The following is a 19,923-nucleotide window of genomic DNA, read 5'->3' as shown; positions in this document are numbered from 1 at the left end:
TCTCAGCGCAACAAGCGGAACGCAAGGCAGACCAGCCAGAGAGCCAGCCCACCGCATACGGCGCTATAGCGCATAAGCGCGCACAAGGCCAGCAGCCGCGCCCGGTCCCAGGGCGCGGCCCGGTCCTTTGGCGGCCCCAGCCAGGGCTTGTCCACCAGCGTGCCGAAGTAGACTGAAGGCCCGGCCATGCGCGCCCGGCAGAGCCAGGCGCATGCGGTCATGGACCAGCCGGAATTGGGGCTGGGCATGCCCGCCGCCTGGCGCGCCACGGTGCGGAAGCCCGGCCACCGGCCGTCCCAGACCCGCGCGGCGGGCCGCAGCCGCCGGACCAGCATGTCCGTCAGCCGCAAGGCCGCCACGGACAGCCGCGCCGGAATAAAGGCCAGGCAATCGTCCGCACGCGCCCCGGCCCAGCCCAGCCAGCGCCAGCGCTCGGTCAGGTAGCCCCACATGGAATCCGTGGTGCTCACGGCCTTGTACATCCACAGACCCACGGGCCCGCCCAGCAGCAACCAGAAAAAAGGGGCCAGCAGCGCGTCGGTGAAATTTTCCGACAGGGTGTCGGCCAGGGTTTTACGCAGCAGCGGGCGGTCCATGCGGCTGGTGTCCCGGCTGACCAGCCGGGAGAGAGCCTTGCGCGCCTGAGCTTCGGGCCGCGTCTCCACCTCGCGCAGCACTTCCCCGCCCGTTTCCAGCAGGCTGCCCATGGCCAGCCCGGCCCAGGCCAGGTACACGGCCGGCAAAAGTCCAAGCAGAGGCAAGGAAACCAGCAGCCAGGCCGCCAACCCCGTCACGCCGGCCAGCAGAAGCAGACAGGCCAGACCCGCCAGACGGCCGCGCCGTTTTTCGCCGGACGGGTCGCCCGACGTCATCCGGCGACGGGCCGGGCCTTCCAGCCGGGCCAGCAGGCGGCCCACCAGGCAGACCGGATGCGGCCAGGGCAGTCTAGGGTCGCCCAGCCGGAGATCCAGCAGCAGGGCCAGGGGGGCCAGCCACCAGCACTCCCATACCGAGTACGGGAACAGGGACGCTAAAAGGCTCAGATCCATTGTTCCAGCAGACCGCAGGAGGCCAGGGCCATGTACAGCACAATGCCCGCCGAGGTGGACAGGTTCAGGCTGCGCACCCCGCCCTCACGCATGGGAATGCGCACGTGATGCGGAGAGGCGTCCAGCATTTCCGGCGGCAGGCCGCGCGTCTCTGGCCCGAAAACCAGGCAGTCTTCCGGCTGGAAGGCAAAATGCTGCAAGGGCGCGTTGCCGTGGCGGCTCTTGGCCGAAGTCATTACCCAGCGCTCGTCGGCGGGCCTGCCGGGCCGCCCGGCGAAAGCGGACCAGCCCGGCCAGGTGAAGAGGCGCACATTGGGCCAGTAATCAAGGCCCGCGCGCTTGAGATAGCGGTTTTCCAGCTTGAAGCCCAAGGGTTCGATGAGATGCAGCTCCGTGCCCGTGGCCGCGCAGAGCCGGGCCACGTTGCCGGTGTTGGGCGGGATTTCGGGCTCAAAAAGAACAATGCGCATGACGGTCATTTCCGCCGGACATCGCCGGGTTTCACGGGTCGTTCATTTTCCTCCCGCCCTGTGGACGGGGAAGGATTCCGGCGGGCGCCTTCCGGCTTCACGGGGCGACCAGCCTCCCCCACACTCTCCGGTTCAGGAAGGTTCTGTCTTTTGCGGCCCGCCGCCAGCAGCGGGACCAGCTCATCCCAGCCTTTCTGGGCGGCCGTTTCCAGGGGCGGCATCGCGCCTTCGCCAGCCAGGTCCGGGTTCGCCCCGGCGTCAAGCAGCAAGCGTATCAGCTCAAGGCTCTTCCCGGAACCTGACCGGCAAGCCTTGTGCAAAAAGGTGTCGCCGCCCGTTGTCCTGTACCGCGCGGGATCGCAGAGAGTGAACAGGATATCCATGATCTCGGCGATGTTGTGCTGATCTTCCTGCTTCCCTTGCATTGTGGCGGCGCGGCCCCGCTCATGCCCATACATTTGCAGCGCGCAGGCCAGAGCGGTCTGTCCCGCGCGGTTCAGCGCGTTGACGTCCACGCCCGCCGCCAGCAATTTGTCGATCACCGCCTGTCCGGCATGAAAATACACAAAATAAAAAAGCACTGACCCGGCGCGCGTATTTTCACGGTCAAAGCCCAAAGCCAGACAGGCCCGCAACAGGTCGGCGTCCAACGACGCGGCGGCGCTCTGCAGGAGGTTGAAACTGACGCGCTCCACGCCGGACGTGGAAAAATAACGCGAAGGATCGGAACCGGCAACAGCCCGAATCCGTTCCAGAAGCTCCCGGTTCCTTCCGGCGATATCGAAAAACTTCTCCAGCGCGGCGCGGGCCTGATCCCGGCTCGGTCCGTCCTCCCCCAGTGCCCGGGCGTGGTAATAACGGAAAATCCTCAACAACTGGTCCTCGTTTCCATGTCGCTCAAGGTAGCCCGTAAGCCGGTCGAAAAGCGGCGCAATATTCAGTAGATCCGCCGCCAGCAGGCCGTCCAGCCCAACAATGGAACCGTCCTTTTGCCGACTATCCGCAAAATCACTCCAGACAATCTCAATATCATTGCAGTGTTCCGCAATGATATTCAGAAAAAGCGTCGCCCGCTGCGCATCGCCGCCGTCCAGCAGAGCATTGATCCCCTGCGCATAGGACCTGGTGCATAAAAAAGCATTCCGCGAAAACGCGGTCCGTACCGCCTCCTCGTCATTGCTTGTACCGGCCAGAAAATCCGGCGCAATCTTTTCCAAGAACACTTCACGCGTGTCCGCAACGTGATTTTCCAGACCCCACCAAAGAAAGGCGCAGCCCATGAAAAGCAAGCCGCATAAACGGGATGGAGACCTCAGGGATACGGGTCTGGACGGCCCCAACAACCAGCGTGACAAAAGCAAGGTCACCATTGCCAGTAAAACGGCCTGACCTGTCCGCACCGCCCCCAATCCCAGCGATACGAAGGGATCAAAAAGATCACCGGCATAGCGGCGCGGTTCCGGATCGGCATGAAGGAAAAACAGCGCAGGGAGCAGACAACAGGCGAAACGCGCTCCTTTCCAGACGCAGAACAGACCGAACAGAAACAAGATGACGGCCATTTCTCCCCCGCTCAGATTGCTTTTCCGGCCTTCCGCCCTACTCCTCCGGCTCGATCCAGCGGCGGGAGCGCTCCACGGCCCGGCGCCAGTGGTACAGCAGTTCGGCGCGGCGCTCTTCGCTCATCCGGGGTTCAAAGCGGCGGTCCAGTTGCCAGAGCGCGCCCGCTTCCTCCTCGTCCGCCCAGAAGCCCACGGCCAGCCCCGCCAGGCAGGCGGCGCCCAGGGCCGTGGTTTCCGTCACCACCGGGCGTTCCACGGGCACGCCGGTGAGATCGGCCTGGCACTGCATGAGCATATTGTTGCGGCTGGCCCCGCCGTCCACGCGCAGCACGCTGCAGGCAAGACCGGCGTCCGCCCGCATGGCTTCCATGACGTCCAGGGTCTGGAGGGCAATGGATTCAATGGCCGCCCTGGCGATATGCCCGCGCCCAACGCCCCTGGTCAGGCCCACCATGACGCCGCGCGCGTACTGGTCCCAGTGCGGCGCGCCCAGGCCCGTGAAGGCGGGAACCAGATAGACGCCGCCGTTGTCCGGCACGGAGGCGGCCAGGCCTTCCAGCTCCGAGGAATCCTGAATGAAGCCCAGACCGTCGCGCAGCCACTGGACCACGGCCCCGCCCGCGAAAACGCTGCCCTCCAGGGCGTAACTCCGGCCGCGCTGCGTCTCCCAGGCCACGGTGGCCAACAGGTTGTTCCGGCTGGTCCGTGGCCGCGCCCCGGTGTTCAGCAGCAGAAAACAGCCCGTGCCGTAGGTGTTCTTGAGCATGCCTTCCTTCAGGCAGGCGTTGCCGAACGTGGCGGCCTGCTGGTCGCCCGCCACGCCCGCCACGGGCACGGCGTGGCCGAAAAATTCGGGATGCGCGCGGGCCATGACGCTGGAGGAAGGCGCCACCTCGGGCAGCATGGCGCGCGGCACGTTGAGCAGGTCCAGCAGTTCGTCGTCCCACTGGCCGGTGTGAATGTTGAACAGCAGGGTGCGGCTGGCGTTGGAAGGGTCGGTCAAATGCGCGCCGCGTTTGCTGAAATTCCAGATCAGCCAGGAATCCACAGTGCCGAAAAGCAGTTCGCCCGCCTCGGCCCTGGCCCGCGCGCCGGGCACGTTATCCAGAATCCAGCCGATCTTGGTGCCGGAAAAATAGGCGTCCGGCACCAGGCCGGTCTTTTCGCGGATGATTCCGGCCTTGCCCTCGGCGCGCAAACGGTCGCAGACGGGAGCCGTGCGGCGGTCCTGCCAGACGATGGCGTTGTACACCGGCGCGCCGCTGGCCCGGTCCCAGACCACGGTGGTTTCACGCTGGTTGGTGATGCCCACGGCGGCCAGCTCATGGCCCTGCACCCCGGCCTGTTTGAGACAGTCGCGGGCCACATGGGCCTGGGTGTCGAAAATCTCGTCCGGGCTGTGCTCCACCCAGCCGGGCTGAGGATAGATCTGGGTAAATTCCTTCTGGGCCACCTGAAGCATGCGGCCCCGGCGGTCGAACAGGATGGCCCGCGAGCTGGTGGTGCCCTGGTCCAGGGCCAGGATATACGAGGCGGTCAATACGTCTCCCCCTAAAAATATATTGCCCTTGAAACGCACCTCTTTTTCAAAGAGGCATTCAGCCGACGGCAGCAATGCGGCGTTAGAGCGTTTCAAAGTTAAAACGCTCTAACGAGGCTGCGCAGCAGCCTCGCGCCACGAAGCCGTAAGCGCAATTTATTTGCACTGTTAAGCGGTGAAGTGGGCGTGTCTTTAAACTTTGAGATGTACAACATTTCAAAGTTAATCTGCTCTAGAGCTTTTCAACGCGGGAATATCCGGAGAAGCGCTGATTACTGAAGACTTTTGTTTTCCGCCAAGGAAGGCGAACTTCGGGCGGAGGGAATATATTCAAACATATTCGACCGTCGCGCGAAGTTCGTCTGACGCAGGCAGAGGACAAAAAGATCAGTAATCAGCACTTCTCCGTCACAATCGCCCCGCAATGCCCGGCACCACCTGGCAGGCCACCCGGATATCCTTGGAGCCGTAGCCGCCGTCGTCCAGGGTGGCGAAAAGGTCGGCTTCCACCACTTCCACGGCCGCGTCCGGCACGCCCTCGGCGGCCAGGTGGGCGGCCAGCAGTTCCCCGGCGCGGCGCTCGGCGGCGTTCAGTGTGTAGCCCTTGCTGATGCGCTCCTCCAGATCCAGAGCGGGCGCGCGCAGCAGGCCGCGCCCCGTGTCCGCATAAATTTCCAGTCCGGCTGTGGGCAGGGTCAGGGCCGCGCCCACGGCATTGGCCACGGCGGCGTGCGGCGGGCTGGCTACCGGCAGGCCCAGGGCCGCGCCCAGACGCTCGCGGATGCAGTCCGCCGGGCCGCCCACCAGCCAGACGCGCTCGGGCCTGGCCTCGCGCACGGCCTTGAGCGCGGCCAGGGTGTAAATGGGCCGGGCGTTCACGGCCTCCACAAGCTCGCGCGCGGCCAGCGCCACCTGCGCCAGAGCGTCGTCCACGGCCTTTTGGGCCAGGACGCGCGCATCCAGACCGTGGGCGGCGGCCAGCGTCGCCAGCCCCTCGCGGGAAGCGGCCATATCGCCCCGGTCAGCGGAAGCGCCGGGAGCGGCCTCGGCGTCCAGCACGTTCAAGGCGTCCAGCAACGTGGGCCGCGCGCCGCCGAAGGCCAGGGCCGGACCGTCGCGCAGCGGGCCGGTGCGTACGCGCGCGTCCCGCCCCGAGCCGTCCACGCTGAGCAGGGAATCCCCGCCCACGCCGATGGACGTGGAGGCCAGGGCGCGCACCAGCGTGCGGCGGCCTTGCAGCAGCATGCCGTCACGGTCGATGACCGGCGAGCCGTCAAAGAACAGGGCCATATCCGTGGTGGTGCCGCCCATGTCCAGCAGCAGGGAGCAACCTTGCTCCGTTTCCGGGCAGAGGGCCATGACGCCCATGACGCTGGCCGCCGGGCCGGACAGAATGGACTGCACCGGCTCGCGCCGCGAAAGGGATGTCGGCACCGCGCCGCCGTCGGCCTTGAGCAGGCGGGTGGCCGCGTGGATGCCCGCGTCGGCCAGTGCCGCCTCCACTACGTCCAGAAAATCGTTGTGCAGGCGCTGCACGGCCGCGTTGTAATAGGCCGTGGCTACCCGGCGGGGGAAATTGAGTCGGCCTGAGAGCCGGTGCCCGAGGGTGACGGGCAGGCTCGACGCCTTGACGGCCGCCGCGCCCATGGCCCGCTCGTGGGCCGGATTGCGCGGCGAAAACTTGCCCACGCAGGCCACGGCGGCCACGCCTTCATCGCGCCAGCGGGCCGCCCGCCGGGCCAGTTCGTCCGTTTGCAGGGGGCTGACCTCCACGCCCCGGTGGTCCAGGCCGCCGGGAATCACGCAGACGTGTTCCCCCAGGCCGAAACGCGCGGGGTCCAGACCCGGCCCTGCGGAAAGCGCCAGGCCCACGCTGTCGGCCCGGCCCTGCACCAGGGCGTTGACCGCCAGGGTGGTGCCCAGGGTCACACGCTCCACTTCAGCCAGAAACGCCGCGCCCGCGCCGCCCAGCTCCCCGGCCAGGGCCGCCAGCACTTCCCGCACCGAGGCGGGCAGATCGTCATGGCGGGTTTTGACCTTGGCCGACGCCGCCAGACGCGGACTTGCCCCGTTGCCCGTGATCAGCACCGCGTCGGTATGGGTGCCGCCCGCGTCAATGCCCAGTACTGCGCTTTCTTTCATGCCCGCTCCGTCTTGAACGCAAAAGTTGAATGATACGGGGCCGAGCATACGCCATACGACTCCGCCGGGCCAGGGTTTTCCGGCCCTACGGCCGCGCGCAACGCACCTGATTCAGGACCGTCAGCCTGGACAGCATGGAGGCAAGGGCGTGGCGCAGCCTGCGTTCCGCATCGTCCGCCAGTCCGGCCTGGACGTCCGCGAAAGCCTTGCCCAACGCCGCTTCAATATAGGCCTTGTTTTTCTCCACAATCTTTCGCCGGTTCGTTTCCGTGAGGAAAAACCTGGGCAGCTTGCGCTTCCACAAAAAGCCCTTGGCCACTTTCCCCAGGCCCCAGACGCCCATAAAGGCCGCGCCGCCGCCCAGCACGGCGGAGACAGCCTCGCCCGTGTGCGCTATGGCCCCGGCCACGGCGTAGGCGGCAATGCCCGGCAGCACCGCCGAGGCCATGAAATCCATGATGTTCAGAAAAGCCAGGCGCGACACCTTTACGCTGATGGCGTCGAAAAAGTCATTGCTGAGCGCCCGCGCGGGGAATTCAAAGCGCGGGGCTAGCGGGACGCCGTTCCGGCGCAGCCAGGCCCTGAAACGCTGCTGCAATTCGTACTGGATTTCCTCGCGCAGGGCTTCCGTTTTTTCCCTGATGACGGCCAGCAGCCCGGCATCGTTTTGGATGTTTTCCACAAAGGCCCGCTCCAGTTGCTCCACGGTTTTTTGCACTTTCCGGGCTTCTTCCAGCACGGGCATGATGTCCCGGTCCACAATGCGCTCCGTGCACAGACGCACGGCGAATGTGGCGTGCTTGGCCACGATGTTCCGCACCACTTCGCAGGCCTGATCCGCAAAGGTCTCGATTTTCTCGCCCAGAAGCGCCCGCACGGCGGCGTGCGACTCGGAAAGGACCGGATAGAGGGCCAGGCCGTAGGCGATGTCCTCATACGTGCGGCGGCTCATGGCCCGCTCGGCGGCGGGGAAAAGCTCCCGCGCCATGTCCTGGACGAAAAACCAGCGGCTGCTGCCGCCCGTGAGAATGACTTTTGAAATATCCCGGCGGCCGTCAATGCCGCCGAGAATGCTTCTGAACCAGGAGAGCAGGCCGATCCGTCGGCCTTGCAGCAGATCCCGGGCCTGCGGGCTCAGGCCGCCCCTGTCGGCATACTGGCCCAGCATGGCGCGCAGGCTGTCCGTGGCCGCGTAGTTTTCCGCATCCCTGATGAAATCCTCCCGCGTATAGTCGTGAACATAGGCGTCCTGTCTGTTCCCGCGGGCGTCATGCCACACGGCGTGCAGGCTGACCCTGGCCGCCCCGTCCAGGGCCACGGCGTCCGAAAAACGCTCCTTTTCGGCCTTGCACTGAATCCAGTGCAGATAATATTCATAGCCGGAGCCGGGCGCGTCCCGTTGGAAGAGCTCGTTTTTACGGCAGAAAACCTGAAACAGCAGATCATCGAACAAGCGCCCGCCAAACAGGGGATCGCCGCCGTTCTGGAGCACGTCCATGCTTTCCAGGCTGGTGAAATCGCAGGTGCCGCCGCCGAAATCCAGGATAAGCGCCCTGTTTTCGATATCGTCGATGCTCAGAGCTCCGGACTGAAGGCAGGAAATCATGGCCGCGTCCGACTCCCTGACAAAGGCGGGGCGGGGCCAGCCGGCCCGCACGAAACATTGGGCCAGATTGAGGCTGAAATCCTCCCTGGTCCGGGAAGGCATGCCCACATAAATGCGGCTTTCAGGCTCCAGAACGCCCTCGGGCAGCGCCGCGCGCAGTTCGCGTAAAAAATCCGTCATCCACTCCATGGCCTCGGAGTCGCCGTGGGCGATTTCGGGCTTGAACTGGCTGCGCAGGGTCCGCGCGGGCATGGCGGCACGGTTGGTGTGGTATTCGCTTTCCGCGATGTTGCCGATGAGCAGGGGCTTGTGGTCCTGATAGAGAACCACCGTGGCTATGCAGCCGTTTTCATCGCTGATGCGCGGCAGCGTCAGCGGGGCGGGCTCGGCCGAAGCGCCGCCGGTCCCGTAGAGATAGGTATTGGTGGTGCCGAGATCAATGCCGATACTCTTCATCTTTCACTCCCGTGACGATCCCTGTTCCCCGGCATCCCGCTGCACATAGCCCCTGACAATCTTTTCGCCGGCCATGTAGCAGCGCTTGAGGATGCGGCAACGGTCCCCGTCCCTGACCAGGCCCACCATATCGTAGAATTTTTCGTGCTCCGCTCCGTTCCAGACCAGAAAATCGTCTTGGCCGGAATCCGTCTCATAGCCCACGGCGGCCAGCTTTTCGGCCAGAAATGTCCTGGTGTCCGCATCAAAGGCATCCAGCATCTGGATGACGTCCCGCGCGAGAAGACAATCGTTTTTGGGACATTTCACGGAACTCAGGTCGGGACTCCGGCTGTTTTTCAGTTCGGCCAATTCGGCGTCGCGGCGGTTCAGCTCCTCAAAAAAGACGAGCAGACAACGCATCCTCTCCGCCGCCTGTTTTTGCAGCGAATGTTTGAAGGCCGTCACATCCAGGGCCGTGACCTTTTTGGACAGAAAAACAAAAAGAAAGGCGGCCCCCAGCAGCAGATACCAGCGTTTCAGCAGGCCCGGCGCGGTTTCCCCGCTTCCGAAAACCGCCCGCTTGATTCCGGCCCAGGAGGTCAGGCGGAGCATGCCCGACATCAGGCCCACGGCGAACCCGGCCAGGGTTCCGAGCCCCAGAAAGGCCAGTACCCGTAAACGCGCCTTGGGATTGGCCGAAAGATATTCCGAAGCGTAAAACATGGCCCAGACCGCGACCACCCGGATGATGTCCCCGCCCATGTCCAGCCAGCCCAGCACCGTGGACAAAAGGCCGCCCAGCAGATAGCCGAAGAAGACGATGCCGCCCATGGACAAAAGGGAAGAGCGCTTCTGGTACAGGGCTTCAGTGGAGAAACCCGGCATGTCCCCGGCCAGCCGCCACCTGAGCTCGTCGGGCAGCGTATTGCCGCAGGCGTCGGCGCGCTCCCCGGTCCCGGCGCAAACCACCGCGCCGAGGTCCGTCAGTTCCGTCTTCAGATCGTACAAAATCCGTTGATGCTGCGCGTAATCTCCGGGAAAGGAAACTATTTTATCCACTGCGGCGTCGGCCAGACGCGCGGCGCTTTCTTCAAGTTCAAAGCTTTTTTTCTGTGGGTCCATGAAGGCTCCCGTGCCGGAATTTTGAAACAAGCGCACCCATTTTTGCGACCAGGCCGCCGGATGCTTTCGGCATATACTAATTCCGGGCATATGCCCGCGCAAGGCCCGGAAGCTGCCGCCAGCCTCAGGAAAAGAAATCCTCTCCGCCAGGGCAGACGCATCTAAAAAATCTTTATTTATTTATTGACTAGATAGCTCAGTAGCGGACAAAAAGGGGCAAAGCCGCCTCTGCTCCGCCGGAGCGAAGCGCAGGCGGATGGCTGGTGTCGGGAGAATCCTAAAAAATGCGCTAGCCGTTGCCGCGCCAGCGGCTTGCTTGAGCCGTTCACGGCGAAGCCGTATTACGGAACAAGACAGCATCGCTACGGATAGCGACAGTGACTTCCCTGGACACAATTTCGTGTAACTCATTGCTGTCTTCAGCCGTACGGCTCACAAGCTCGCCTACGGCTAAAGCTCCTGCGTCGCAACGGCTGAAGCAAGATTTTTCGGCGCTGGCAAGGAAAATGGCGCTTTTTGCGTGGAAACCGACCGGAAGGCGGTCCAAAGGGCCGTGCCCGTTGACGAGCGTAGCGAGCTTACGGGCATCGAGAGCAGAGATGTACTCAAGTACGTGAGCAGCAAAAAGCGCCGGATGACGCCGCCGGTGCCGAAAAGGCCGGTTTTGACGGATAATCACGACAAATAACAGACTGGTAAAGCAAAAATTAGATGCGTCTGCCCTGTCCTCACCGCCGACAGCGCTTGCCATGAACGCCGCTTTTCAGTAGATTTTTGCCCTTGCGCGGCCATGCGGGCAAACGGCCCGGCCACGGCACAGCGCTCCACACAGCGGCTCTTTGCGAGGTTAGCCATGCAGACAATGAAGTTCATCTGGTTTGACGGAAAAATGGTTCCCTGGGATCAGGCTCAGGTTCATGTGCTCACCCACGCCCTGCACTACGGCAGCGCCATTTTTGAAGGCATCCGGGCCTACGCCTGCGCCGACGGCACTTCCGCCGTCTTCCGCCTGGAGGACCACTGCAAGCGCATGCTCAACTCCGCCAAGATCCTGCGCATGGAGCTGCCCTACAGTGCCGAACAGCTGGGCGAAGCCTGCATTGAAACCCTCAAGGCCAACAAGCTGCCCGAGGGCTACATCCGCCCGCTCTCCTTTGTGGGCCACGGCGAAATGGGCGTCTACCCCGGCAACAATCCCGTGCAGACCATCATCGCGGTCTGGCCCTGGGGCGCGTATCTCGGCGCAGAAGCCCTGGAAAAAGGCATCCGCGTCAAAACCAGCACCTTCGCGCGCAGCCATGTGAACACCTGCATGTCCAAGGCCAAGGCCTCGGGCAACTACATCAACTCCATCCTGGCCAAGATCGAAGCCAAGGAAGAAGGCTTTGACGAAGCCGTCATGCTGGACACCAACGGCTTCGTCTCCGAAGCCACCGGCGAGAACATCTTCATCGTGCGCGACGGGGTCATCAAAACCACGCCCCTGACCTCCATTCTGGGCGGCATCACCCGCAAGTCCATCGTGGCGCTGGCCCGCGATCTGGGTTATACGGTGGAAGAGCAGCAGTTCACCCGCGACGAGTTCTACATCGCCGACGAAGCCTTCTTCACCGGCACGGCGGCGGAACTCACGCCCATCCGCGAACTGGACCACCGCCGGATCGGCGCGGGCCATGCGGGCCCGGTGACCAAGCATCTGCAGAAGGAATTCTTCAAGGTGGCCAAGGGCGAAAATCCCAAGTACGCGGGCTGGCTGCACCACTACACGGTATAACGGACAAAAGCTGTTCCCCAGCTTTCATGCGCGGCCGGACGCGGCGACTCGCACCGCCCGGCCGCGCATGAAGAACGACAGGCCCGCATGAAGCACCTTTCTCTCGCGGCGCGATACCGCCCCCAGACCTTCGCCCAGGTGGCCGGACAGGACATGGTCAAGGCCGTGCTGTCCCGCGCCGCCGCCGAGGACCGCCCCGCAGCCGCCTACCTGCTGAGCGGCACGCGCGGCGTGGGCAAGACCACCATCGCCCGCATCTTCGCCAAGGCCCTCAACTGCGAGCACGCGCCCGGCCCCGAGCCCTGCAACGAATGCGCCCAGTGCCGCAAGATCACCCAGGGCGCGCATGTGGACGTCACCGAGATTGACGGCGCGTCCAACAACAGCGTGGAGGACGCCCGCTCCCTGCGCGAGACCATCGGCTACGCGCCCATGGAGGGCCGCTACAAGATTTTCATCATCGACGAAGCCCACATGCTCACCCGCAACGCCTTCAACGCCCTGCTCAAGACGCTGGAGGAGCCGCCGGAACGCGTGGTCTTCATCTTCGCCACTACCGAGGCGCACAAATTCCCGGTGACCATTGTCAGCCGCTGCCAGCATTTCGTCTTCCGCCATCTGAGCGAGGACGCTTTGGCCGAGCACCTCAGCGCCGTGCTGCGCAAGGAAAAAATGGAATTCGAGGAAGGCGCGGTGCGCCTGCTGGCCCGGCGGGCGGCGGGCAGCGTACGCGACGGCATGTCCCTGCTGGATCAGGCTCTGGCCCTGGGCGGCGCGAGCCTGACCACGGCCATGACCCGCGAAGTGCTGGGCCTGGCCGGGCAGGAGCTGTTCGGCCACCTGTTCGAGGCGCTGCACGGGCGCGACTGCGCGGCCGTGGCCGACCTCTCCCGCCAGATTCTCCAGCAGGGCGTGGACATCGGCTTTTTCGTGCGCGAACTGGCGGGCAATCTGCGCAATCTTTTTCTGCTCCGCCAGGGAGGGGCCGCCGTACTGCCCAGCCTGCGCCTGCCCGCCGACGAGGCCGCCCTCCAGCAAGCCTTGGCCCCGCGCTTTTCCGCCGGGCATCTGCACGCGGCCTGGCAAATGACCCTGGACGCCCAGCGCGGCATTGTCCAGAGTCCGGAACCGGCGGCGGCTCTGGAACTGCTGCTACTCAACCTGGCCCTGCTGCCCCAGCTGCTGCCGCTGGAACATCTGCCGGAACAGGAAGCGGCGCATGTTCCGTCAGCGGTTCCGCCGGTTCAGGCCCCGTCGGCCCCGGATACGCGGGAACCCCGGGACCGGATGTCCGCTTCAGACGGGCAGGCTGCGCCCGAGGCCCGGAATTTCTCCGCGCCCGCCGCCCCACGGCCCGGGCCGCCGCAACAATCCGCCACGCCGCCGTCGCACGACGCGCCGCCGTCGCAGCCCGCGCAGTGCCCGGCCCCCCGGGGACGCGCGCCGGAAAAGGCGGCCGCGCCGGAACCGGAAGCCGAACAGGAGCCTGATCCCGCCCCGGCGACGGCTTCCGAACCGGCGGTCCCGCCCGCCGTAACGGGCACGAGTCCTGAGGCAGCGACGGATGCGGAAGCGGACGCCGGACAGGCCGCGCGCCCCAGTTTCCAGCGGGACTGGCAGGCCTTTTGCGAATTTTGCGCGGCCGAGCAGGCCGCCGGGCGCCCCGCGCCGCAGCCGCATCTGTTGCGGGGCCTGGGTGTGGACTGGCGGGAGGATCGGCTGCGCCTGACGCCCAAGGCCCAGACCCTGCTCCACCAGTTGGAGAAACAGCGGCATACGCTGGAAGCGGCGCTGGCGGCGTTCGGAGCGGGCGCGCCGCGCCTGGAACTCATCGCTCCGCGCCCGCCGCGCGGCGAGGCCGAGCTCATTGAGGAGTTCAGCAAAAAGCCGGAGTTGCAACCCTGTCTGGAGGTGCTCCAGGCCTCCATTATTCACTGTACGGAAATCAAATAAGTCCCGAGGAGACAAACATGCGGAATATGAACGACATCCTGCGCCAGGCGCAGGTCATGCAGAGCAAACTGACCAAACTCCAGCAGGAAATGGCCGAGCGCTCGTATGAAGCGGCCAGCGGCGGCGGCATGGTCAAGGCCGAAGTTTCCGGCAAGCAGGAGCTGCGCAAGCTGACCATCGACCCCAAAGCCCTGGAAGGCGGCGACGTGGAAATGCTGCAGGACCTGATTCTGGCCGCCGTCAACGAGGCCGGACGCATCGCCCGTGAGACCATGGAACGTGAAATGAACAATATTTCCGGCGGCATCAAGCTGCCCGGCGTATTCTAGACCGTCCATGCACGACCGCATTCCCGAACCGCTCAAGGCTCTGGTGGAGCAACTCGCCCGCCTGCCGGGCCTGGGGCCCAAATCGGCCATGCGCGCGGCCATGACCCTGCTCAAATGGCCGGAGGCCGAAACCCGCCGCCTGGGCCGGGGCATCCACGACCTGCGCGACAATCTGCACCTCTGCTCGCGCTGCGGCGGACTGTCCTCCACGGACCCCTGCCCCGTGTGCGCGGACGCCGGGCGGGCGCGCGACACGCTCTGCCTGGTCACCGAATGGGACAGCATGCTGACCCTGGACGAAGGCGGTTTTTACCGGGGCCAATATATGATTCTGGGCGGCCTGCTGGCCCCTCTGGAGCGCATGGACTCGGAAAGCCTGGATCTGGACAGGCTGACGCGGCGTCTGGACGAGGGCGAGGTGACGGAACTGATTCTGGCCCTGGGCGCCACCCTGGAGGCGGAAAACACGGCCTCCTTCATCCGCCAGATGGCGCGCAAGCGTTTTCCCCATATCCGCGTCTCCCGTCTGGCCCAGGGCATCCCCCTGGGCGCGGAGGTCAAGTACATGGACAAGGAAACCCTGCGCCAATCCCTGCAATACAGGCAGGATCTGGCCTGAAAAAACGCACAGTCTGAACCGCGCGGCGGCGTCCCCAGGACGGCGCCGCGTTTTGCAAGGCAGAGGGCACGCCTATGGATATCGTCTCTCATCCCGTTTTCCAGGCCCTGGTGGCGGGGCTGCTCTCCTGGCTTTCCGTGAGCCTTGGCGCGGCGCTCATCTTCACCCGCCGCGAATTCTCGCGCCGGGCCATGGACTGCCTGCTGGGCGGGGCCGGGGGCATGATGCTGGCGGCGGCCTTTTTCGGCCTGTTGCAGCCAGCCCTGGAACTCGCCGCCCATCTGGAACGTCTGGCCTTCCTGCCCATTGTGGCGGGCCTGCTGCTGGGCGCGGCCTTTCTCTGGTGTCTGGACCGCGTGCTGCCGCACATCCATATGTTGCAGGATACGACCGAGGGCCTTTCCACCAGCTGGCGGCGCAGCATTCTGCTGGTCACAGCCATGGCCCTGCACCACATTCCGGAAGGACTGGCCATCGGCGTGGGCTACGGCGCGGCCGGAGCCGAGAGCATGGCCGCCCTGGGCACAGGCGCGGGCCTGACCACGGCCCTAGTGCTGACCTTTTCCATCATGCTGCAAAACGTGCCCGAGGGCCTAGTAGTTTCCGCCGCCCTGCGCTCCGAGGGCTTTTCCGCGCGCAAATCCTGTTTTTACGGCGTGCTCTCCGGCGCCACCGCCCCTCTGGGCGCTGTGCCGGGCGCGCTGGCCGCCGGCATCACCGCCGGACTGCTGCCCGTGGCCCTCTCCTTCGCCGCCGGAGCCATGATCTATGTTGTGGTGGAAGAAGTCGTGCCCGAAGCCAATGCCTCGGGCAACGGCAATCTGGCCACTGTTTCCTGTATTGCGGGCGTCTGCCTGGTGATCATGCTTTCCGCCCTGGTGGGCTGACGGCAGGTGCCGTAAAACGCGGGTTTCGCCCCACTGGCGGCCCGTTTCAAAAAACGCGCCGGGTGGAGCGCAAGCCGTTCACGGCAAAGCCGTGTTACGGCCGGTTAACGACGCGACATTGCGACTTTTCGGGCTGCCCCGCGCCGCAAGCCGACAGACGTCCCCCTGCGAAAATACCGGGAAAACCGCGACCCGCTCCTGATTTCTGATCGCCTTGACGCTGTCAAGCCTTGCGACCGCGCAGCTACCTTTTTTCTTGCAAAAAAATTTATTTTTGAATACAAGTAATTTTCATTGCATATGGGTAAATGTGCAATGAAAATCATTACTTATTTTTGTTTTTATTATATATTATAACCATAGGTTATGTATAATAAAAACCGGGTTTGCCCGGCTTTGCCGGGCATGCTGGCGGCGTAAATCTGTCCCCTTTCAACTTACTATCTTTATATGAAAAAGCACGATTCTCTCCTCCCGGTCTGCATGCATGCCGCGCCGCTGTCCAAGGAGAGAACGCCGCTCCGGGGCCCGGAAGCCCCGGCACGGCGAAACTCCGGCACGCATCAGGAGGGATCCCCCCACTCTCCACGCCCGCCTGTCCAGGCGTACTTCAGCACAGCGTTCCACGCTGTCCGCATCCGAGGAAATTACTATGCGCTTCACGTTCAACACTCTTCTGCTCCTTGTTCATATCTGTGCCCTGTGCTTATCCTGCGCGGGGGTGCTCATCAACATCCGCCTGGTTCCGGACGAGATTCCGCTTCCGGGTCTGGGCTTTGCCGCTCTTGTGGTGCTGTTGAGTTCTTTGTTCATCGCCAACCGGCTCGCCCCTCTGAAAAAAATGCTGCAGTACGCCCGTGCCGTGAGCGCGGGTGACAATACGGCGGTTCTGGATGTGGAGCGTTCCGGCAGTCTGCGGCCGCTGGCCGGGGCCATGCTGGCCATGGTCGAGAGATGCGAGGGACAGGCCCACTGGTACGAGGGCATCCTCAACACCCTGCCCCAAGCCATTTCAGTCACGGACATGGACATGAACTGGACCTTCTGCAATACGGCCTCGCTCAAATCCATGAACAAAACCAGCATGGATGAGGTGCGCGGCCTGCATTGTTCCGAAAAACAGGGCAACATCTGCAACACGCCTCAATGCGGCATTGAACAGCTGCGCCTGGGCAACAAGCAGGTCATCAACAACATGCCCAACGGCAAGACCATGCAGATCTCGCTGGACTATCTGCATGACGCCGCGGGCACGCCCATCGGTCATGTGGAAATCGGCGAGGACATCACCGAGAAAGTCCGCCTGGCCGAAGAAAGCAAAACAGCCGCCGCCAAGGCCCGCGCCGCCATGGTGGCGCAACTGGAAGGCGTGGTGACCGCCCTCAACGAAGCCGCCGAGACGCTGACCGGCTCCCTTTCAGACGTCAAGGATCAGGCCGGCGTGGCCGCCACCCGTCTGGCCGGGGCTGCCACGGCCATGAACGAAATGAATTCCACGGTGCTGGAAGTGGCGGGCAACGCCGAAGGCGCGGCCGGAGCCGCCACTTCCGTGCAGGAACAGGCCGGAGAAGGCAACAGCCTTGTCCTGCGGACCATTGAAAGTCTGCACACTGTACGGGAACAATCCGTGAGTCTGAAACACGATATGGCGGACCTGGACAAGCAGTCCCGTGACATCGGCACGGTGCTCACCCTGATCCGCGACATCGCGGACCAGACCAATCTGCTGGCCCTCAACGCGGCTATTGAAGCGGCCCGCGCCGGTGAAGCCGGACGCGGCTTTGCCGTGGTGGCTGACGAAGTGCGCAATCTGGCTGAAAAAACCATGAAGGCCACGCAGGAGGTGGAATCCGCCATTGCGGCCATTCAGCAGGGCACCGGCAAAAGCGCCGCCACCGTGGACTGCGCCGTGGCCGCCATTGAAGAGGCCGGACGGGTAGGCGAGGAATCGGGACACTCCTTGCAACGGATATCCACCCTGGCCGAGGATTCCAGCAGCCGCGTGTCGGCCATCGCCACCGCGGCCACGGAACAGTCCGCCGCCTCCGAGGAAATCAACCAGAACATCGCGGAAGTGAACCAGTTGAGCGCCGCCATCGCCACGGCCATGGAAAGCGCTTCCAATCAGGTGCGGGACATGGCCGACCAAGCCTATGTGCTCAGGGATATTCTGAACAATATCCGCTCGCAGGACGTGGAGAAGGACGGAGAGGACGCCGCTGCCTGAACCGTCGCTTGCAGGGCCGGAGCGGTGACGTTCCGGCCCTGAGCAAGACACATCCGGCTTCGCGGCGTTTTCGCGGCCGATTACCGTCGCCATTTGTAAAGTTTACAAGTCAGCCGGCGAGTGCACGACATAAAATCCACTCAGTTACAGTGGGAGTAAATCCCGCCTGTTCGCGTATTATCGGGGCTGCCGGTCTTGGTCGGCCCCCGGCCGGGGCGATGTCGCTCCGGCTTTTTTTGTCATGTGGGGAAAACCCGAGGCGCGCTCCCGACAAATGGAGCACAGGAATTTTCCCGCATACTTGAAAAAAGTCCTCATTAGCATCATGTTTTTTCTCCGGCGGTCGAAAAGCCTTTCACAAAGAGAGTTCCATTTCGTTCGCTCTTGAGGGCGCGCGCCGCTTTTCCATGCGCGCGTCGCATGCCGTTTACAACGGCTTTTGCCCCTGGGATCCGCCAGTAACCAAGGAGGCTTCATGCGTCTGACGCTCAGCACCAAAATCATCATCGCTTTTGTGGCGGCCATGTTCCTGTCCTGGGTCGGACTGCTGGTCATCGGCTACGCGCTGGTGGGGCAGCCGTTCCATGAATTGCTGCGTTTCCAGCAAAGCCTGGAAGCCACCGAGCTGATCAAAAGTTCGGCGCGCGAAACATTGCTGTACAGTCTGGCTCTCATGGCGCTCATCGGCGTGGTGGGCGGCGTCGTCATCCACCGCCGCCTCAAGCCCATCCATACTCTGGCGGACTATGCCGACGCCGTGAGCCGGGGCGAGCAACCCGAACTGGCATTTCAGGGCGATGACTGCCTGACGCGCCTGGCCCGATCCCTTCAGACCATGGTCGACAAGCTGCGCCGACAGGCCCACTGGTATGAAGGCATTCTCAACAGCATCCCCTATTCCGTGGCAGTCACGGACATGGACATGCACTGGACCTTCTGCAATACGGCGGCGCTCAAATCCATGGGTAAAACGTCCATGGGCGACGCTCTGGGCAGGCATTGCTCCTCGCGCAAAGGCAATCTCTGCGACACGCCCGATTGCGGCATTGAATGCCTGCGCCGGGGTCAGCACACCGTCATCAACCACATGCCCAACGGCAAGGCCATGAAAATGGTCATCAATTATCTGCGCGATCTTGAGGGCACGCCCGTGGGCCATGTGGAACTGGGCGTGGACATCAGCGAGGAACTGCGCCTGAAGCAGGTGGAAGACGACGCTCGGCGTACCCGCGTTTCCATGGTCAAACGCCTGAAAAGCGTGGCGGCCGGGCTGGATTCCGCCGCTGAAACCCTCAGCCTTCAGTTGGACGGCACCAAGGAAAAAACCGACCAGGTGGCCGGACGCATGGCTGAAACCGCAGCGGCCATGGAAGAGATGAATGCCACGGTACTGGAAGTGGCGGGCAATGCCGAAAGCGCGGCACAGTCCTCGGCCTCGGTCCAGGATCGGGCTCAGGGCGGCACAGACCTGATGCTGCGCACCATCGACAACATCAAGGCCGTGCGGGAGCGTTCGCTGGGCCTGAAACAGGATATGGAAGACCTGGACAAACAATCCCGCGACATCGGCACGGTGCTTACCCTGATCCGCGATGTCGCGGACCAGACCAACCTGCTGGCCCTCAACGCGGCCATCGAAGCGGCCCGCGCCGGCGAGGCCGGACGCGGCTTCGCCGTGGTGGCCGACGAGGTGCGTAAACTGGCTGAAAAAACCATGAAGGCCACCCAGGAAGTGGAATCCGCCATTGAGGCCATTCAGCAGGGTACGGACAAAAGCGCCGCCACAGTGGAGGACGCCGTGGCCGCCATTGAGGAAGTGACCGGCATGGCCCAGGATTCCGGCCGCTCCCTGGAAGAGATTTCCTCCCTGGCCGAGGATTCCAGCGGCCGCGCGGCGGCCATCGCCACCGCGGCCACGGAACAGTCCGCCGCCGCCGAGGAAATCAACCGGCACATTTCCGACGTGAACAGCCTGAGCAACACCATGGCTGAAGCCATGGAAAAAGCCGCGCTGGAAGTGCGGGAAATGACCGCGCAGGCCCGCTCCCTCAAGGAACTGCTGGATGAAATCCGTATGGAAGAAGATGAGGAGAGCCCCACGGCCTGATCCCGCCCGGCGCGCTCCCGCAGTAATTATGATGTGAAGAGGCCGGAGCAGCGCTCCGGCCTCTTCACGCTGTTGACAACGTCGGCAGCCCCGAAAAT

At 63.9% G+C, this 19,923-nt stretch carries 15 protein-coding genes; 7 read left to right on the top strand and 8 right to left on the bottom strand.

Annotated features, from left to right (window positions below):
- Nucleotides 1-2 precede the first annotated feature (2 nt).
- From FYJ44_RS09870 to FYJ44_RS09835, 8 genes are all read right to left on the bottom strand, one after another.
- Nucleotides 3-1,049 (bottom strand): CobD/CbiB family cobalamin biosynthesis protein, encoded by a 1,047-nt coding sequence (locus tag FYJ44_RS09870; protein WP_154511630.1) that lies wholly within the window; start codon nt 1,047-1,049, stop codon nt 3-5.
- A complete protein-coding gene (locus FYJ44_RS09865) occupies nt 1,040-1,519 on the bottom strand; it encodes a tRNA (cytidine(34)-2'-O)-methyltransferase (RefSeq protein WP_154511628.1) in 480 nt (159 codons plus the stop codon). The genes FYJ44_RS09870 and FYJ44_RS09865 overlap by 10 nt, the downstream gene beginning before the upstream one ends.
- 5 nt (nt 1,520-1,524) lie before the next feature.
- A complete protein-coding gene (locus tag FYJ44_RS14725; protein WP_229772647.1) occupies nt 1,525-2,736 on the bottom strand; it encodes an ankyrin repeat domain-containing protein in 1,212 nt (403 codons plus the stop codon).
- A gap of 382 nt (nt 2,737-3,118) precedes the next feature.
- Nucleotides 3,119-4,621: a glycerol kinase GlpK gene (gene glpK / locus FYJ44_RS09855; protein ID WP_154511626.1), complete on the bottom strand. Its 1,503-nt coding sequence runs from the start codon at nt 4,619-4,621 to the stop codon at nt 3,119-3,121.
- A gap of 408 nt (nt 4,622-5,029) precedes the next feature.
- The gene (locus tag FYJ44_RS09850; protein ID WP_154511624.1) at nt 5,030-6,763 is read right to left on the bottom strand and encodes a hydantoinase/oxoprolinase family protein; all 1,734 of its coding nucleotides are present in this window, start codon (nt 6,761-6,763) and stop codon (nt 5,030-5,032) included.
- Nucleotides 6,764-6,848: 85 nt separating this feature from the next.
- Nucleotides 6,849-8,825 (bottom strand): Hsp70 family protein, encoded by a 1,977-nt coding sequence (locus FYJ44_RS09845; protein ID WP_154511622.1) that lies wholly within the window; start codon nt 8,823-8,825, stop codon nt 6,849-6,851.
- Nucleotides 8,826-8,828: 3 nt separating this feature from the next.
- Nucleotides 8,829-9,929, bottom strand: coding sequence for an adenosine deaminase (locus FYJ44_RS09840; RefSeq protein WP_154511620.1), 1,101 nt, complete (start codon nt 9,927-9,929; stop codon nt 8,829-8,831).
- A 325-nt stretch (nt 9,930-10,254) separates the two neighbouring features.
- Nucleotides 10,255-10,680 carry a hypothetical protein gene (locus tag FYJ44_RS09835; protein WP_154511618.1) on the bottom strand — a complete coding sequence of 142 codons (426 nt, stop codon included), beginning with the start codon at nt 10,678-10,680 and terminating at the stop codon, nt 10,255-10,257.
- A gap of 102 nt (nt 10,681-10,782) precedes the next feature.
- Here FYJ44_RS09835 and FYJ44_RS09830 point away from each other — a divergent pair, with 102 nt between their 5' ends.
- From FYJ44_RS09830 to FYJ44_RS09800, 7 genes are all read left to right on the top strand, one after another.
- Nucleotides 10,783-11,703 (top strand): branched-chain amino acid transaminase, encoded by a 921-nt coding sequence (locus FYJ44_RS09830; RefSeq protein ID WP_154511616.1) that lies wholly within the window; start codon nt 10,783-10,785, stop codon nt 11,701-11,703.
- A gap of 87 nt (nt 11,704-11,790) precedes the next feature.
- Entirely contained in the window at nt 11,791-13,656 is a 1,866-nt protein-coding gene (gene dnaX, locus FYJ44_RS09825) for a DNA polymerase III subunit gamma/tau (RefSeq protein ID WP_154511614.1), read from the top strand.
- A gap of 17 nt (nt 13,657-13,673) precedes the next feature.
- Complete coding sequence (locus FYJ44_RS09820; protein ID WP_154511612.1) at nt 13,674-13,985, top strand: YbaB/EbfC family nucleoid-associated protein; 312 nt, start codon at nt 13,674-13,676, stop codon at nt 13,983-13,985.
- Nucleotides 13,986-13,992: 7 nt separating this feature from the next.
- On the top strand, nt 13,993-14,604 hold the full coding sequence (gene recR / locus FYJ44_RS09815) for a recombination mediator RecR (protein WP_154511610.1): 612 nt from the start codon (nt 13,993-13,995) through the stop codon (nt 14,602-14,604).
- A 74-nt stretch (nt 14,605-14,678) separates the two neighbouring features.
- The gene (locus FYJ44_RS09810) at nt 14,679-15,491 is read left to right on the top strand and encodes a ZIP family metal transporter (RefSeq protein WP_154511608.1); all 813 of its coding nucleotides are present in this window, start codon (nt 14,679-14,681) and stop codon (nt 15,489-15,491) included.
- Between the two features lie 652 nt (nt 15,492-16,143).
- The gene (locus FYJ44_RS09805; RefSeq protein ID WP_154511606.1) at nt 16,144-17,718 is read left to right on the top strand and encodes a methyl-accepting chemotaxis protein; all 1,575 of its coding nucleotides are present in this window, start codon (nt 16,144-16,146) and stop codon (nt 17,716-17,718) included.
- Nucleotides 17,719-18,193: 475 nt separating this feature from the next.
- Nucleotides 18,194-19,825, top strand: a complete 1,632-nt coding sequence (locus FYJ44_RS09800; protein ID WP_154511604.1) for a methyl-accepting chemotaxis protein — start codon at nt 18,194-18,196, stop codon at nt 19,823-19,825.
- Nucleotides 19,826-19,923: the final 98 nt, after the last annotated feature.

It is taken from the genome of Desulfovibrio porci (assembly GCF_009696265.1).
Taxonomy (GTDB): domain Bacteria; phylum Desulfobacterota; class Desulfovibrionia; order Desulfovibrionales; family Desulfovibrionaceae; genus Desulfovibrio; species Desulfovibrio porci.
The sequence above is the reverse complement of the archived record's forward strand: the minus strand, read 5'-3'. Positions and strand labels throughout refer to the sequence as shown.

What these genes read in the sequence shown, in the direction of transcription:
- FYJ44_RS09840 (WP_154511620.1), bottom strand. Translation starts at nt 9,929, where the DNA reads ATGGACCCACAGAAAAAAAGCTTTGAACTTGAAGAAAGCGCCGCGCGT.
- FYJ44_RS09865 (WP_154511628.1), bottom strand. Translation starts at nt 1,519, where the DNA reads ATGCGCATTGTTCTTTTTGAGCCCGAAATCCCGCCCAACACCGGCAAC.
- FYJ44_RS09870 (WP_154511630.1), bottom strand. Translation starts at nt 1,049, where the DNA reads ATGGATCTGAGCCTTTTAGCGTCCCTGTTCCCGTACTCGGTATGGGAG.
- FYJ44_RS09800 (WP_154511604.1), top strand. Translation starts at nt 18,194, where the DNA reads ATGCGTCTGACGCTCAGCACCAAAATCATCATCGCTTTTGTGGCGGCC.
- FYJ44_RS09850 (WP_154511624.1), bottom strand. Translation starts at nt 6,763, where the DNA reads ATGAAAGAAAGCGCAGTACTGGGCATTGACGCGGGCGGCACCCATACC.
- FYJ44_RS09810 (WP_154511608.1), top strand. Translation starts at nt 14,679, where the DNA reads ATGGATATCGTCTCTCATCCCGTTTTCCAGGCCCTGGTGGCGGGGCTG.
- FYJ44_RS09830 (WP_154511616.1), top strand. Translation starts at nt 10,783, where the DNA reads ATGCAGACAATGAAGTTCATCTGGTTTGACGGAAAAATGGTTCCCTGG.
- FYJ44_RS09835 (WP_154511618.1), bottom strand. Translation starts at nt 10,680, where the DNA reads ATGGCAAGCGCTGTCGGCGGTGAGGACAGGGCAGACGCATCTAATTTT.
- dnaX (WP_154511614.1), top strand. Translation starts at nt 11,791, where the DNA reads ATGAAGCACCTTTCTCTCGCGGCGCGATACCGCCCCCAGACCTTCGCC.
- FYJ44_RS09820 (WP_154511612.1), top strand. Translation starts at nt 13,674, where the DNA reads ATGCGGAATATGAACGACATCCTGCGCCAGGCGCAGGTCATGCAGAGC.
- FYJ44_RS09805 (WP_154511606.1), top strand. Translation starts at nt 16,144, where the DNA reads ATGCGCTTCACGTTCAACACTCTTCTGCTCCTTGTTCATATCTGTGCC.
- FYJ44_RS09845 (WP_154511622.1), bottom strand. Translation starts at nt 8,825, where the DNA reads ATGAAGAGTATCGGCATTGATCTCGGCACCACCAATACCTATCTCTAC.
- recR (WP_154511610.1), top strand. Translation starts at nt 13,993, where the DNA reads ATGCACGACCGCATTCCCGAACCGCTCAAGGCTCTGGTGGAGCAACTC.